Here is a 12,692-nt window from a genome sequence, read left to right as displayed (position 1 = left end):
TCTCCCGGGCACGGCAGGCCTGATGATTATTGTGTAATTTTTATTCGAATGCGGAGTTCCAACATGCCAAAAATGAAAACCAAGAGCGGTGCTGCAAAGCGCTTCCTGAAGACGGCTTCCGGCTTCAAGCACAAGCACGCTTTCAAGAGCCACATCCTGACCAAAATGTCGACCAAGCGTAAGCGTCAACTGCGCGGTGCCAGCCTGCTGCACCCGTCTGACGTGGCAAAAGTCGAGCGCATGCTGCGCGTTCGTTAATTCTGGTTAAGATAGAGGAAGTTACTCATGGCTCGTGTTAAGCGCGGCGTTATCGCTCGTAAGCGTCACAAAAAAATTCTGAAACTGGCTAAAGGTTACTACGGTGCACGTTCGCGCGTATTCCGTGTAGCCAAGCAAGCGGTCATCAAGGCAGGCCAATACGCCTACCGCGACCGTCGCCAGAAGAAGCGTCAGTTCCGCGCACTGTGGATCGCTCGTATCAACGCCGGTGCCCGCACCAACGGCCTGTCCTACAGCCGTCTGATTGCTGGCCTGAAAAAAGCGTCGATCGAAATCGACCGTAAGGTTCTGGCTGATCTGGCAGTGAACGAAAAAGCGGCGTTTGCTGCGATTGTCGAGAAGGCTAAAGCCGTACTGGCTTAAGTACCCACGACAATCATCCGGCGGCGCCTGCGCCGTCGGGTGTAAAACGTCATCGGATAGGGGAAGAGCCTTCAAAAGCTCTTCCCCTATTTTCGTATCTGGAGTCTGTACATGGAAAACCTGGACGCGCTGGTCGCCCAAGCCCTCGAGGCCGTGGAACGCGCTGAAGACATCACTACCCTGGAACAGATCCGGGTCCAATATCTCGGCAAGAAAGGCGAGCTGACCCAGGTGATGAAGACCCTGGGCAACCTGCCAGCCGAAGAGCGCCCCAAGGTTGGCGCGCTGATCAACGACGCCAAGGAACGCGTCACCGACGTGCTCAACGCACGCAAGGCCGCCTTTGAAGAGGCCGAGCTCAACGCTCGCCTGGCCGCCGAATGCATCGACGTCACCCTGCCAGGCCGTGGCCAGACCACCGGCGGGCTGCACCCGATCACCCGTACCCTCGAGCGCATCGAGCAGTTCTTCACCCACATTGGCTACGGCATCGCCGAAGGCCCCGAGGTCGAAGACGACTACCACAACTTCGAAGCGCTCAACATCCCCGGCCACCACCCGGCCCGGGCGATGCACGACACCTTCTATTTCAATGCCAACATGCTGCTGCGCACCCACACCTCGCCGGTCCAGGTGCGCACCATGGAATCCACGCAACCGCCGATCCGCATTGTCTGCCCGGGCCGCGTGTACCGTTGTGATTCGGATATCACCCACTCGCCGATGTTCCACCAGGTCGAAGGCCTGCTGATCGATCGCGGCATCAACTTCGCCGACCTCAAGGGCACCATCGAAGAGTTCCTGCGGGTGTTCTTCGAGAAAGAACTGGCCGTGCGCTTCCGCCCGTCGTTCTTCCCCTTCACCGAGCCGAGCGCCGAAGTCGACATCCAGTGCGTGATGTGTTCCGGCAACGGCTGCCGCGTGTGCAAGCAGACCGGCTGGCTGGAAGTGATGGGCTGCGGCATGGTCCACCCGAGCGTGCTGCGCATGTCCGGCATCGACCCGGAAGAATTCCAGGGCTTTGCCTTCGGCATGGGCGCCGAGCGCCTGGCCATGCTGCGCTATGGCGTCAACGATTTGCGTCTGTTCTTCGACAACGACCTGCGGTTCCTGGCGCAATTCCGCTAGGCCCAATCGACGCAAATTCTAGGAGAACAGCATGAAATTCAGTGAACAGTGGCTGCGCGGTTGGGTAAACCCGCAAGTCTCCCGTGACGAACTGGTCGCCCGCCTGTCCATGGCCGGCCTCGAAGTCGACAGCGTGACCCCCGCTGCCGGCCAGTTCAGCGGCATCGTGGTGGGCGAGATCCTCACCACCGAACAACACCCGGACGCCGACAAACTGCGTGTGTGCCAGGTAAGCAGCGGCGCGGAAACCTTCCAGGTGGTCTGCGGCGCCCCCAACGCCCGCCCAGGCATCAAGATCCCGTTCGCCATGATCGGTGCCGAACTGCCGGGCGACTTCAAGATCAAGAAGGCCAAGCTGCGCGGCGTCGAATCCTTCGGCATGCTGTGCTCGGCCGCCGAGCTGCAGATCAGCGAAGAGAACGACGGCCTGCTGGAACTGGCGGCTGACGCCCCGGTTGGCCAGGACATTCGCCAGTACCTGAACCTGGACGACGCCAGCATCGAGATCGGCCTGACCCCGAACCGTGGCGACTGCCTGTCCCTGGCGGGCCTGGCTCGCGACGTCAGCGCCCTGTACGACGTGCCGGTCACTCGCCCGGTGGTGCCGGCCGTAGCGCCTGCCCATGACGAAGTGCGCTCGGTGGAAGTCAGTGCTCCAGCAGCCTGCCCGCGCTACCTGGGCCGCGTCATCCGCAACGTCGACCTGAGCAAGCCGACCCCGCTGTGGATGGTCGAGCGCCTGCGCCGCAGCGACGTGCGCAGCATCGACGCCGCCGTCGACATCACCAACTACGTGATGCTCGAACTCGGCCAGCCGATGCACGCCTTCGACCTCGCCGAAATCAACGGTGGCATTCGGGTACGCATGGCCGAGGAGGGCGAGAAGCTCGTCCTCCTCGATGGCCAGGAAGTCGCCCTGCGCGCCGACACCCTGGTGATCGCCGACCATACCCGCGCCCTGGCCATCGCCGGCGTGATGGGCGGCGAGCACAGTGGCGTCAACACCGAGAAGACCCGCGACCTGTTCCTGGAAAGCGCCTTCTTCGAGCCGATCTCCGTCGCCGGCAAGGCCCGCTCCTACGGCCTGCACACCGACGCCTCGCACCGCTACGAGCGCGGCGTGGATTCGCAACTGGCCCGTGAAGCCATGGAGCGCGCCACCGCCCTGGTGCTGGACATCGTCGGCGGCGAAGCAGGCCCCATAGTCGAAGCCGTGAGCGAGCAGCACCTGCCGAACATCGCGCCGATCACCCTGCGCGACGAACGCATCACCCAGATGCTCGGCATGCAAATGCAAGCCGCCCAGGTCGAGCAACTGCTCAACGCCCTGGAGCTGACCACCAGCGCCAGTGGGGCAGGGCAGTGGACCGTCAGCGTCCCAAGCCACCGCTTCGACATCAGCCTGGAAGTCGACCTGATCGAAGAGCTGGCCCGCCTGTACGGTTACAACAACCTGCCGGTGCGCTACCCGCAGGCCCGCCTCGCACCTCAGGCTCGCCCAGAGACCCGCGGCGAGCTGCCGAACCTGCGCCGCCTGCTGGTCGCCCGCGGCTACCAGGAAGCGATCACCTACAGCTTCATCGACCCGAAACTGTTCGAGCTGTTCACCCCAGGTGTCGAGCCGCTGCTGCTGGCCAACCCGATCTCCAACGACATGGCCGCCATGCGCGCCTCGCTGTGGCCGGGCCTGGTCAAGGCGATGCAGCACAACCTCAACCGCCAGCAAGACCGCGTGCGCCTGTTCGAAAGCGGCCTGCGCTTCGTCGGCCAGCTGGGTGACCTCAAGCAGCAGCCGATGATCGCCGGCGTCGTCACCGGCAGCCGCCTGCCCGAAGGCTGGGCCAACGGCCGCGACGGCCTCGACTTCTTCGACGTCAAAGCCGACGTGGAAGCCCTGCTGGGCTACTCGGGCGCCCTGAGCGACTTCACCTTCGTCGCCGGCAAGCACCCAGCCCTGCACCCCGGCCAGACTGCCCGCATCGAGCGCGACGGCAAGGAAGTCGGCTACCTCGGCGCCATCCACCCCGAGCTGGCCAAGACCCTCGGCCTCGACCGCCCGGTGTATGTCTTCGAGCTGGTACTCGGTGATGTCGTCGAAGGCCGCCTGCCGAAGTTCAGCGAACTGTCCAAGTTCCCGGAAACCCGTCGTGACCTGGCCTTGATCGCAGGCCGTGATGTTGCTTCCAGCGCCGTGCTTGAAGTAATTCGTGACAATGCCGGCGAATGGCTCACAGACCTCAGGCTGTTTGACGTCTACCAGGGTAAAGGCATTGATCCTGATAGAAAAAGCCTGGCCGTCGGCTTGACCTGGCAACATCCATCGCGCACTCTTAACGACGATGAGGTGAACGAAACCCTGCAATCTATCCTCGCCTCGCTCGAACAAAGGTTGAACACCACGTTAAGGAAATAACGGCATGGGTGCTCTGACGAAAGCTGAGATGGCCGAAAGGCTGTACGAGGAGCTGGGGCTCAACAAGCGAGAGGCCAAGGAGCTGGTCGAGCTGTTTTTCGAAGAAATTCGGCACGCGCTTGAAGACAACGAGCAGGTCAAGTTGTCCGGTTTCGGCAACTTCGACCTTCGCGACAAACGCCAGCGGCCGGGCCGCAACCCCAAGACCGGGGAAGAGATCCCGATCACCGCACGCCGCGTCGTCACCTTTCGTCCAGGGCAGAAGCTGAAAGCCCGGGTAGAGGCCTATGCTGGAACCAAGCCATAACGACGAGCTGCCCCCCATCCCGGGCAAACGCTACTTCACCATCGGTGAAGTCAGCGAGCTCTGTGCGGTAAAGCCGCACGTGCTGCGCTACTGGGAGCAGGAATTTCCGCAGCTCAACCCGGTGAAGCGCCGCGGCAACCGGCGGTATTATCAACGCCAAGACGTGCTGATGATCCGCCAGATCCGCGCTTTGCTGTATGACCAGGGCTTTACCATTGGCGGGGCGCGGCTGCGGCTCTCCAGTGATGAGGTCAAGGATGAGTCCAGCCAGTACAAGCAGCTGATTCGGCAGATGATTGCCGAGTTGGAGGATGTGTTGGTGGTGTTGAAGAAGTGACCTGGTTGGCGACGAGTGGAAATTTTTGAAAAAAAGCTTCCATTATTCAAAAGGTTAGGTTAAATTCTTCAACGTTCTCAGCGGTATCGAGAATGATGTCGGGGCGTAGCGCAGCCCGGTAGCGCACTTGCATGGGGTGCAAGGGGTCGAGTGTTCGAATCACTCCGTCCCGACCAAAATACTCCAAAAAATCCAGTCACCTAGCGGTGACTGGATTTTTTTATGCCTTCGCATTTTGCCGCTGATAAAAATTTACCCCACTTTTTGCGCCACCGAAATGTTGATTAGGTTTCGCGGGCTGCATAGTGCATCGAAAGCCGTGCTTGAGGGCTGCTCAGGGCCATTTACCTTTAGGGGATGATGGTCAGATGCTCGCACCCAACTGATCTGCAAATGGTGAACTTCGGATGGCCACTTTCGACCCACAGCGTCCATCAGGTGTCGGCAATTTAGTGACTGTTGTCCAGACGCTTTGAAGCCGTGCCGTAATTACCAAGCTGATATATCGCAATGTTTTTGGCGCCAAAGGTGAAACGATCGAATGGCTTCTTTTCAAGCGCCTTGAGCCAATCGAGCGGTGCAACGCCGATCGTCACGTGTGGTTTGTATCTGTCACCGGTCTGGTTGGGGATGAACGTGTCGACGTACGCGAACAGGGCCGTGGGGAAGGCGACACCAGACTTGTCGGGCACGAAGGCCGAGACATCGCCGTCCTTGACCGCATACTGGCCCGCGCCATCGATGACCGCTTGCTGCAACTGGCTCAAACGTTCGGCCGGCTCGATAACGATACCAGCCAAACCTTCGTTGCCATTCGGAATGTGGTACAGCCCAGTTGCCGTCATTTCGAGACTGCCCAGGTTGTTCTTTGACTTCACGCTGTCAACGGCTGCCACAACCTTCGGCAGGTCAGTTTGCGCAATGTACAACTGGAGCAAGGTAATGTGCGGGGCGTGCTCTGCGTCCAGTTCGAAGCCGTTTGGGCTTTGCTCGCGCATCAAACCATTCCATTTACCGGCCTCTTCGACCATTTTCGCGCTGGGCTGTATGAGAATGTCGATGGCGATCAAGTCATCACGGGCAACAGCTGACGACGCAGCCAGCAACAGTGCTGTCAGTACGAGCGTTTTCTTCACGATAGTCGGGAGCATTGTCACTTCTCCTACGCTTGCTGAGCGATTGCAGTGCAGGGTCGCTCTGATGAGTGAGATCAAGCGTAGCCGAGGAATATTCATCCAAGCCGCTTCAGTGGGGCCAGTTATCATCATGCTGAGCGTACAGCCAAGGAGTTAAATTTTGAGAAGCATAGGGATATTGCTGTTGTTCTATTGCGTGAATATTTTCGCCATAGAGTCGTCACTCGAGAATTATGCCGAAGCTAATCGCGCCCGTGCGGTCGGCATCACTCAACTAGATAGCTCGACAATTCTTGTCGAGGAGGCTCGGCTCGCACCGTTGGCCAGTGACCTGTTACTCAAGGTCAAGCCGATGATCCGTGAGGGCGGCAGCGGTGCGGCGATTCAACGTTACGTATTGACGCAGTTCGAACACTACGGCTGGCTACCAATGCTAGTGGGCTACAAAGGCTACACGGCAGCAGTGCCGGTTTCGGTGAACAGCCAAGTGGGTAACGCACTGCCTACTGATACGCCATTCCCGAGCGCAGCCTTGGTCAAAGTTGAGTTGGTTGCCGCATCAGCCCAGGCCCATGTCGCCCAGGTTTGGACATTTGCCACCGCCAACGCCACCGAACAGCAGCGTCAGCTGTTGGCAACAGCCCGCAGAGCGTTGCGCGGTGGCATTGATCAGGTTCGTGCTGGCGAGCGGCTGTTCAATGTGGGCCAGGCCATTCAAGAGGTGCTTGATGCCAACCAGGCGGTTGCGATTCATGAACTCGCGGGCTATGCCATGGGGCAGTCGCGCATTCAGGAACCTCAGGTGCTGGGTTACAAGGGCAACATAAACGATGACCCCCTCATGCAACCAGGGCAGGTGCTGAACATTTATGTGATTGCGAAGGCAGGTGCCTTCGGGGTGCGGTTTCAGCCGCCTGATTTTTGGACAATCCTCACTCAGGATGGTGCAGACAGCGTCATGCTGTCTGCGATGGTGGAGGTTACAGTTGACGGGCACCGGCTGCTAAGTCGATTGGTGGACTAATTGCTGTTGGCCAAGTAGTAGAAGATATAACCCGACGTACGCTAACGATCCGGCCAAATTTTTACCTTGAGGTATTCCTTGAGTGCACCTTCATCCGAAAACCCGTACTCCGGCATCAAATATACTGCTGCATTTGATTGTATCGGGCTTCATGTGGGCTATGGCCTGATTATCAAAAGCAAATAATTGCAGGACCAATAGCTGGCTATGTGCTCAATTGACAGCCTCGGGGCGAAAGTTGCCCGATGCGAGTTGCTTCTACCATCTGCCGGGGGCTTCACATACGCTTGGTTGCCTCCAGCCCTGACGTAGGCGATCTGAGGCATGCAGAAACTTACATTCTCAATATGGAACGTCGTATCCGAACTGCCTTCCCCTGACCGATGCCGGCGAGGCGTTCTATCGCACGTGTGCTTAGCCGGCAATTGATCCCAAGGTCGATAGCATCCGGCGTCATCTTTCCCGGCATTTAACGCCATTGTTCCTCGACCCCAACTGAATCCAGTCCCGCCCTGCGGCGTGGCGAAGGGGCGGCATGGCCTTGCGCGTGTGGATCACACCTCGTGCTCGAACGGCAGGTCTGGCCCGACCCGGGAGCAGGTGATCGCGGCGGCACGGATGGCGAAGTCGAGCAGAGCATCGAGGGTCGCGCGATCGAGCATCGTCACCCTGGCCGGGGTGTCGGCGCCAAGGCGGGCGAGGTAGGCGAGCACGGCGGCTTGGAACGTATCGCCGGCACCCACGGTATCGCGCACTGGCAACGAGGTATCCGCCGGACGCTGCCATGAGCCATGCGCGCAATGCACGCTGGCGCCATCTGCCCCATGGGTAACGAAAACCAACCGGCAGCGTTCGTTAAGCCAGCCACGGGCCACATCACGAGTTTCCCGACCTGGATAGAGCAGGGCGAGGTCTTCATCACTGGCCTTGATCACATGCGCATGTGCAGCAAACGCTTCCACCTGCCGCCGCCACAGCGCCACATCCGGCTGCGGATTGAGCCGCACATTCGGATCAAGGCTGATCAACCGCCGGTCCCGCTCGCGCTCCACCAGCGCCATCAGCGTATCGGCCACCGGCTTCACCACCAGGGTGTACGACCCCACATGCACCCCTCGCACACGCTCATCCAGCTCCGGCAGATGCTCCAGCTTCACCTGCCGATCCGCACACCCTTCACCGCGAAACTGATAATGCGCCGAGCCACCGGCATCCAGCCCAACCATGGCCAGCGTGGTCGGCGCATCGCTGGTCACAACATAGCGGCAGTCCACCCGTTCCTCTTCCAGCACCCGGCGCAGCCGGGCACCGAGGTAGTCGCTGGACAATCCGCCGAACATCGCCGATTCCACGCCCAGCCGACGCAGGCCGACCGCAACGTTGAACGGCGACCCGCCGGCAATCGCGGTCAACCCCAGCTCGCTGCTGCGGGTGCTGTTTTCCTGGCTGAACACATCGAACAGGGCCTCGCCACACACCAGATACATGAACTTCTCCAATTCAAAAGAGGGGGCAGACGCTCAGCGCGCCGGCAGATGATCCCGATACCGTCGATAGGCCACTTCGTACGCGGCCTGCTGTACTGGGCGGGGCAGGGTGCGGGTGCTTTCGTCCAACGCCACGCAGCGCCGGCACAGCACCTCAAGGCTGTCACCCCGGCCGAACTGCCGGCCCAGGCTCCAGGCAGCCTGGACCGCCGCACCCAGCGCCGCGGCTTCGGTCTGTCGGGGGCACACCACCGGCAAGCCCAGCAAATCTGCCAGCACCTGCTGCCACAACGGGCTTTTCGCCGCGCCGCCCACCAGGCGGATTTCGCTGCCGTGCAGGCCGCTTTCGCGCAGCAGGTCGAGGCCGTAACGCAGGCTGAAACAGGTACCTTCGAGCACCGCGCGGCAGAGGTTGGCGCGGGTCAGGTTGAAGCTGGTCATACCGTGCAGGCTGGCGGTGGCTTCCGGCAATGCGGGCACGCGCTCGCCGTCGAAGAACGGCAGCATCAGCAGGCCGTCGGCGCCGATCGGGGCCTGGGCGGCGAGCTCAGTGAAACGGTCGAGGTCGAGCTCCAGCAGGTCGCGCACCAGGGCACAGGCGCTGGTGAGGTTCATGGTGCAGATCAACGGCAGCCAGCCGCCGCTGGAGGCGCAGAAGGTCGCTACTTCACCCTGTGGGCTGACGTGGGGCTGGTCGGCGTAAGCGGCCAGTGTGCCGGACGTGCCCAGGCTCAGGGTAATCATGCCGGGGGCGATATTGCCGGTGCCGATGGCGCCGAGCATGTTGTCGCCACCGCCGCTGGCCACCCATGCCTGCGGGCTCAAACCGAGGGCCGCGGCGGCCTGTGGGCGCAGGGTGCCGATACAGTCGCCAGCTTCGACCAGCGTCGGCAGCGCCGCCAGCAGGCGCTCGCCGGGCGCGATACGTTGCAGCACATCGGCCGCCCAGGCGCGGCGGCGCACGTCGTAGTAGCCGGTGCCGGAGGCATCGCCGGGCTCGCTGCAGGCGCGGTCGGTCAGCCAGTAATTCAGGTAGTCGTGGGGCAGCAGAATATGGCTGATGCGGGCGAACAGTTCGGGGTGATGGCGCTGGGTCCACAGCAACTTGGACACGGTGTAGCCGGGCGCAATCACCAGCCCCAAGCGTTCGAGCGAGCCTTGGGCGCCACCCAGCGCATCGAGCAGTTGCTGATTCTCGGGCGCAGTCTCGGTATCGCACCAGAGCTTGGCTGGGCGCAGCACCTGGCCCTTGCTGTCGAGCAGCACCAGGCCATGCTGCTGGCCAGACACCGCCAGTGCGCGGATCGCCCGGCCCTCGACACCGGCCTCACGCAGCGCACCCGCTACCGCGATGGCCAGTGCCCGCAGCCAGTCCGCCGGCTCCTGCTCGCGCCGGCCATCACGGCCGTGGGGCGGTGCATGGGTGGCGCTGCCCAGGCCGAGCACTTGGCCACTGCCGGCGTCCAGCACCAGGGCCTTGGTGCCTTGGGTGCCGCAGTCGATGCCGAGGAACAGTCCGTCCATGTCGAAAGCCTCCGTGTCAGTCGCCGAGGACCTGGCGCAGGGTTTCACTCACGCCGACTTCGCGCAAGCTGTCGTACAGGCGCTCGAAGGCGCTGACGAAGGCCTTGGACGCCGGGATTGCCGTGCCGAAGATTGCCTCGTCGCCGAGTACCCGGGCGGCCAGGCCGTCGCGCTGCGCCACCCGAGCCTGGCAGTCGGCAGCGCGCGGGTCGGGGATGTTGTAGTGGTTGCCGCGCTCATCGATGCCACGCAGGTACAGGGCCCACGCCGCCACCACCAGGGCCACGCGCTCCAGCGGCTTGCCGTCGGCAATCAGGCGGTTGGCGGTGGGCACGATGAACTTGGGGAATTTCGACGAGCCGTCGGAGCACACGCGTTCCAGCTGGTCAGCGATGGCGCGATTGGCGAAGCGTTCGGTGAGGCTGTGCTTGTAGCGCGCCAGGTCGATGCCCGGCACCGGGGCCAGTTGCGGGGTCACGACCTGGTCCATGAAGGTGCGCATGTAGCGGCGCAGCAACGGGTCGGCGAGGGTTTCGTGGACGAAGCGATAGCCTTGCAGGAAGCCCAGGTAGGTGAGCGCCAGGTGGCTGCCGTTGAGCAGCTTGATCTTCATTTCTTCATAAGGCGTGACGTCGTCGGTGAACTGCACGCCGACGTTTTCCCAGGCCGGGCGGCCGGCGACGAACTTGTCTTCCACCACCCATTGCAAAAACGGCTCGCACACCACTGGCCAGGCATCGTCGACGCCGTGGCGCTCGAGCAGCTGCTGACGGTGGGCCGGGCTGGTCATTGGGGTGATGCGGTCGACCATGGCGTTGGGGAAGCTGACGTGGTGGGCGATCCATTGGGCCAGGTCGGGGTTCTGCAGGTGGGCAAAGGCCAGCAGGGCTTTGCGGGCGACGTTACCGTTGTGTGGGAGGTTGTCGCAGGACATCACCGTGAATGGCCCGCTGCCGGCGGCGCGGCGGCGGCGCAGGGCTTCGCAGAGGAAGCCGAACACGCTCTGCGGGGCTTGCGGGTTGGCCAGGTCGTGCTGGATCTGCGGCAGGTCGGCGCGGAACTCGCCGGTGCTGTCGTCGATGCAGTATCCGCCTTCGGTGATGGTCAGCGAGACGATGCGGATGGCGGGTTCGGCGAGCTTGGCCAGCAGCGCTTCGGCGCCGTCTTCGGCCAGCAGCATGCCGTTGATGGCGGCGATCACGCGGACTTGAGTGTCGGGTTGGTCGCCCAGTTCGAACAGGGTGTAGAGGTGGTCTTGCGCGGCCAAGGCGTCACGCATGGCGCGGTCCTCGTGGCGCAGGCCGGCGCCGCAGATGGCCCAGTCGAGGCCTTCGCCCAGGTTCATCAGGGCGTCGGTGTAGGCGGCCTGGTGGGCGCGGTGGAAGCCACCGACGCCGATGTGCACGATGCCCTGGCGCAGATGCGTTGGGTCGTAGCTGGGGCGGGCGACCGCCAGGCGGGGGAGGTTGTGTTGGTTGAGTTTCATCCTGAGGGTCCTTAGGCCGCCTGTTGCAGGCGCTTGTCGAGGGCTTGGCCATTGCTGTCGAACAGGTGGCAATGGGCGGGGTCGAAGGTCAGCTCCAGGGCCTCGCCGAAGGTCGGCGCGAAGTCCCCGCGCACGCGCACGGTGAGCATCTCGCCGGATGCGGCGCGCACATGGCAGTAGCTGTCGCTGCCCAGCCGCTCGCTGACATCGGCCGTCACCTGCAGCGAGCCCAGGGTGCCCTGGCAGGCATGGCTGATGGTCAGATGTTCCGGCCTGATCCCCAGCGTCACCTGGCTACCGGTATGCAGTTCCCCCGCGCACAGCGGCAGGACGATGCGCGCACCACACTCCAGTGCCACCTCGCACTGGTTGCCTTGATTACGACTCAGGTGCCCGCGCAAGAACCCCATCTTCGGCGTGCCGAGAAAACCCGCGACGAACAGGTTGGCCGGGTGGTGGTACAGCTCTAGCGGCGAGCCCACTTGCTCGATGCGCCCGCCATTGAGCACCACCACCTTGTCGGCCAGAGTCATGGCCTCGACCTGGTCGTGGGTCACGTAGATCATGGTCGCCGCCAGCTCCTGGTGCAGGCGCGCCAGCTCCAGGCGCATCTGCACGCGCAGGGCGGCGTCGAGGTTGGACAGCGGTTCGTCGAACAGGAAGATCTTCGGGTTGCGCACGATCGCGCGGCCGATCGCCACCCGCTGGCGCTGGCCGCCGGAGAGCTGGCGAGGTTTGCGTTCCAGCAACGGTTGCAGCTCGAGGATGCGTGCGGCGTTGTCGACCTTGGCGGTGACCTCGTGCTTGGCAACGCCGGCCAGGTCCAGGGCGAAGGACAGGTTCTTGCGCACGGTCATGTGCGGGTACAGGGCGTAGGTCTGGAACACCATGGCCAGGTCGCGCTTGGCCGGGGCGGTGTCGGTGATGTCGGCGCCGTCGAGGGTGATGCTGCCGCTGCTCACTTCTTCCAGGCCGGCGATCACGCGCAGCAGGGTGGACTTGCCGCAGCCGGAGGGGCCGACGAACACCACGAACTCGCGGTCGCGCACGTCGAGGTCGATGCCCTTGATGATGGCGTGGCCATCGAAGCCTTTGTGCAGGTTGCGGATTTTAAGGTCAGCCATGGGGGGCCTCCAGGGGAGTGGTGCAAGGGCTTTTGGGATGTAGAAAGGCTGCTGGTGCCGGGACCGCTTTGCGGTCCTTTCGCG

At 62.6% G+C, this 12,692-nt stretch carries 12 protein-coding genes and 1 tRNA gene; 8 read left to right on the top strand and 5 right to left on the bottom strand.

All coding sequences use genetic code 11. From position 1 onward, the window contains the following. The first annotated feature begins 63 nt into the window (after positions 1-63). The 7 genes from rpmI to IX761_RS15345 all read left to right on the top strand — a co-directional run bounded on the left by rpmI (position 64) and on the right by IX761_RS15345 (position 5,003). Positions 64-258 carry a 50S ribosomal protein L35 gene (rpmI, locus tag IX761_RS15375; RefSeq protein WP_003250667.1) on the top strand — a complete coding sequence of 65 codons (195 nt, stop codon included), beginning with the start codon at positions 64-66 and terminating at the stop codon, positions 256-258. Positions 259-285: 27 nt separating this feature from the next. Then, positions 286-642: a 50S ribosomal protein L20 gene (gene rplT / locus IX761_RS15370; RefSeq protein ID WP_003250671.1), complete on the top strand. Its 357-nt coding sequence runs from the start codon at positions 286-288 to the stop codon at positions 640-642. Positions 643-753: 111 nt separating this feature from the next. Beyond that, a complete protein-coding gene (pheS, locus tag IX761_RS15365; protein ID WP_194790419.1) occupies positions 754-1,770 on the top strand; it encodes a phenylalanine--tRNA ligase subunit alpha in 1,017 nt (338 codons plus the stop codon). A gap of 31 nt (positions 1,771-1,801) precedes the next feature. After that, positions 1,802-4,183, top strand: a complete 2,382-nt coding sequence (gene pheT / locus IX761_RS15360) for a phenylalanine--tRNA ligase subunit beta (RefSeq protein ID WP_194790418.1) — start codon at positions 1,802-1,804, stop codon at positions 4,181-4,183. Between the two features lie 4 nt (positions 4,184-4,187). Beyond that, a complete protein-coding gene (ihfA, locus tag IX761_RS15355; protein ID WP_009394049.1) occupies positions 4,188-4,490 on the top strand; it encodes an integration host factor subunit alpha in 303 nt (100 codons plus the stop codon). Beyond that, positions 4,471-4,827 (top strand): MerR family transcriptional regulator, encoded by a 357-nt coding sequence (locus IX761_RS15350; protein ID WP_011533210.1) that lies wholly within the window; start codon positions 4,471-4,473, stop codon positions 4,825-4,827. The genes ihfA and IX761_RS15350 overlap by 20 nt, the downstream gene beginning before the upstream one ends. Before the next feature lie 99 nt (positions 4,828-4,926). Then, positions 4,927-5,003 (top strand) — tRNA-Pro (locus IX761_RS15345). A gap of 273 nt (positions 5,004-5,276) precedes the next feature. Here IX761_RS15345 and IX761_RS15340 read toward each other — a convergent pair. Continuing rightward, positions 5,277-5,978: a 2'-5' RNA ligase family protein gene (locus IX761_RS15340; RefSeq protein ID WP_194790417.1), complete on the bottom strand. Its 702-nt coding sequence runs from the start codon at positions 5,976-5,978 to the stop codon at positions 5,277-5,279. A 145-nt stretch (positions 5,979-6,123) separates the two neighbouring features. On the opposite strand from IX761_RS15340, the gene IX761_RS15335 reads away from it, so the two are divergent. Further along, positions 6,124-6,987, top strand: coding sequence for a M24 family metallopeptidase (locus IX761_RS15335; protein ID WP_228533583.1), 864 nt, complete (start codon positions 6,124-6,126; stop codon positions 6,985-6,987). Positions 6,988-7,541: 554 nt separating this feature from the next. Here the strand turns inward: IX761_RS15335 and IX761_RS15330 are convergent. Genes IX761_RS15330 through IX761_RS15315 form a run of 4 tightly spaced genes read right to left on the bottom strand, consistent with a single transcriptional unit; the run spans position 7,542 to position 12,608 of the window. Then, positions 7,542-8,474 (bottom strand): carbohydrate kinase family protein, encoded by a 933-nt coding sequence (locus tag IX761_RS15330; protein WP_194790416.1) that lies wholly within the window; start codon positions 8,472-8,474, stop codon positions 7,542-7,544. A gap of 33 nt (positions 8,475-8,507) precedes the next feature. Next, a complete protein-coding gene (gene xylB, locus IX761_RS15325; RefSeq protein WP_194790415.1) occupies positions 8,508-9,998 on the bottom strand; it encodes a xylulokinase in 1,491 nt (496 codons plus the stop codon). A 16-nt stretch (positions 9,999-10,014) separates the two neighbouring features. Then, positions 10,015-11,484 (bottom strand): mannitol dehydrogenase family protein, encoded by a 1,470-nt coding sequence (locus IX761_RS15320; protein WP_194790414.1) that lies wholly within the window; start codon positions 11,482-11,484, stop codon positions 10,015-10,017. Between the two features lie 11 nt (positions 11,485-11,495). Continuing rightward, positions 11,496-12,608: an ABC transporter ATP-binding protein gene (locus tag IX761_RS15315; protein ID WP_194790413.1), complete on the bottom strand. Its 1,113-nt coding sequence runs from the start codon at positions 12,606-12,608 to the stop codon at positions 11,496-11,498. Between the last annotated feature and the right edge of the window lie 84 nt (positions 12,609-12,692).

Source organism: Pseudomonas sp. UFMG81 (assembly GCF_015354575.1).
Classification (GTDB): Bacteria; Pseudomonadota; Gammaproteobacteria; order Pseudomonadales; family Pseudomonadaceae; genus Aquipseudomonas.
The sequence above is the reverse complement of the archived record's forward strand: the minus strand, read 5'-3'. Positions and strand labels throughout refer to the sequence as shown.

What these genes read in the sequence shown, in the direction of transcription:
- rpmI (WP_003250667.1), top strand. Translation starts at nt 64, where the DNA reads ATGCCAAAAATGAAAACCAAGAGCGGTGCTGCAAAGCGCTTCCTGAAG.
- rplT (WP_003250671.1), top strand. Translation starts at nt 286, where the DNA reads ATGGCTCGTGTTAAGCGCGGCGTTATCGCTCGTAAGCGTCACAAAAAA.
- pheS (WP_194790419.1), top strand. Translation starts at nt 754, where the DNA reads ATGGAAAACCTGGACGCGCTGGTCGCCCAAGCCCTCGAGGCCGTGGAA.
- pheT (WP_194790418.1), top strand. Translation starts at nt 1,802, where the DNA reads ATGAAATTCAGTGAACAGTGGCTGCGCGGTTGGGTAAACCCGCAAGTC.
- ihfA (WP_009394049.1), top strand. Translation starts at nt 4,188, where the DNA reads ATGGGTGCTCTGACGAAAGCTGAGATGGCCGAAAGGCTGTACGAGGAG.
- IX761_RS15350 (WP_011533210.1), top strand. Translation starts at nt 4,471, where the DNA reads ATGCTGGAACCAAGCCATAACGACGAGCTGCCCCCCATCCCGGGCAAA.
- IX761_RS15340 (WP_194790417.1), bottom strand. Translation starts at nt 5,978, where the DNA reads ATGCTCCCGACTATCGTGAAGAAAACGCTCGTACTGACAGCACTGTTG.
- IX761_RS15330 (WP_194790416.1), bottom strand. Translation starts at nt 8,474, where the DNA reads ATGTATCTGGTGTGTGGCGAGGCCCTGTTCGATGTGTTCAGCCAGGAA.
- xylB (WP_194790415.1), bottom strand. Translation starts at nt 9,998, where the DNA reads ATGGACGGACTGTTCCTCGGCATCGACTGCGGCACCCAAGGCACCAAG.
- IX761_RS15320 (WP_194790414.1), bottom strand. Translation starts at nt 11,484, where the DNA reads ATGAAACTCAACCAACACAACCTCCCCCGCCTGGCGGTCGCCCGCCCC.
- IX761_RS15315 (WP_194790413.1), bottom strand. Translation starts at nt 12,608, where the DNA reads ATGGCTGACCTTAAAATCCGCAACCTGCACAAAGGCTTCGATGGCCAC.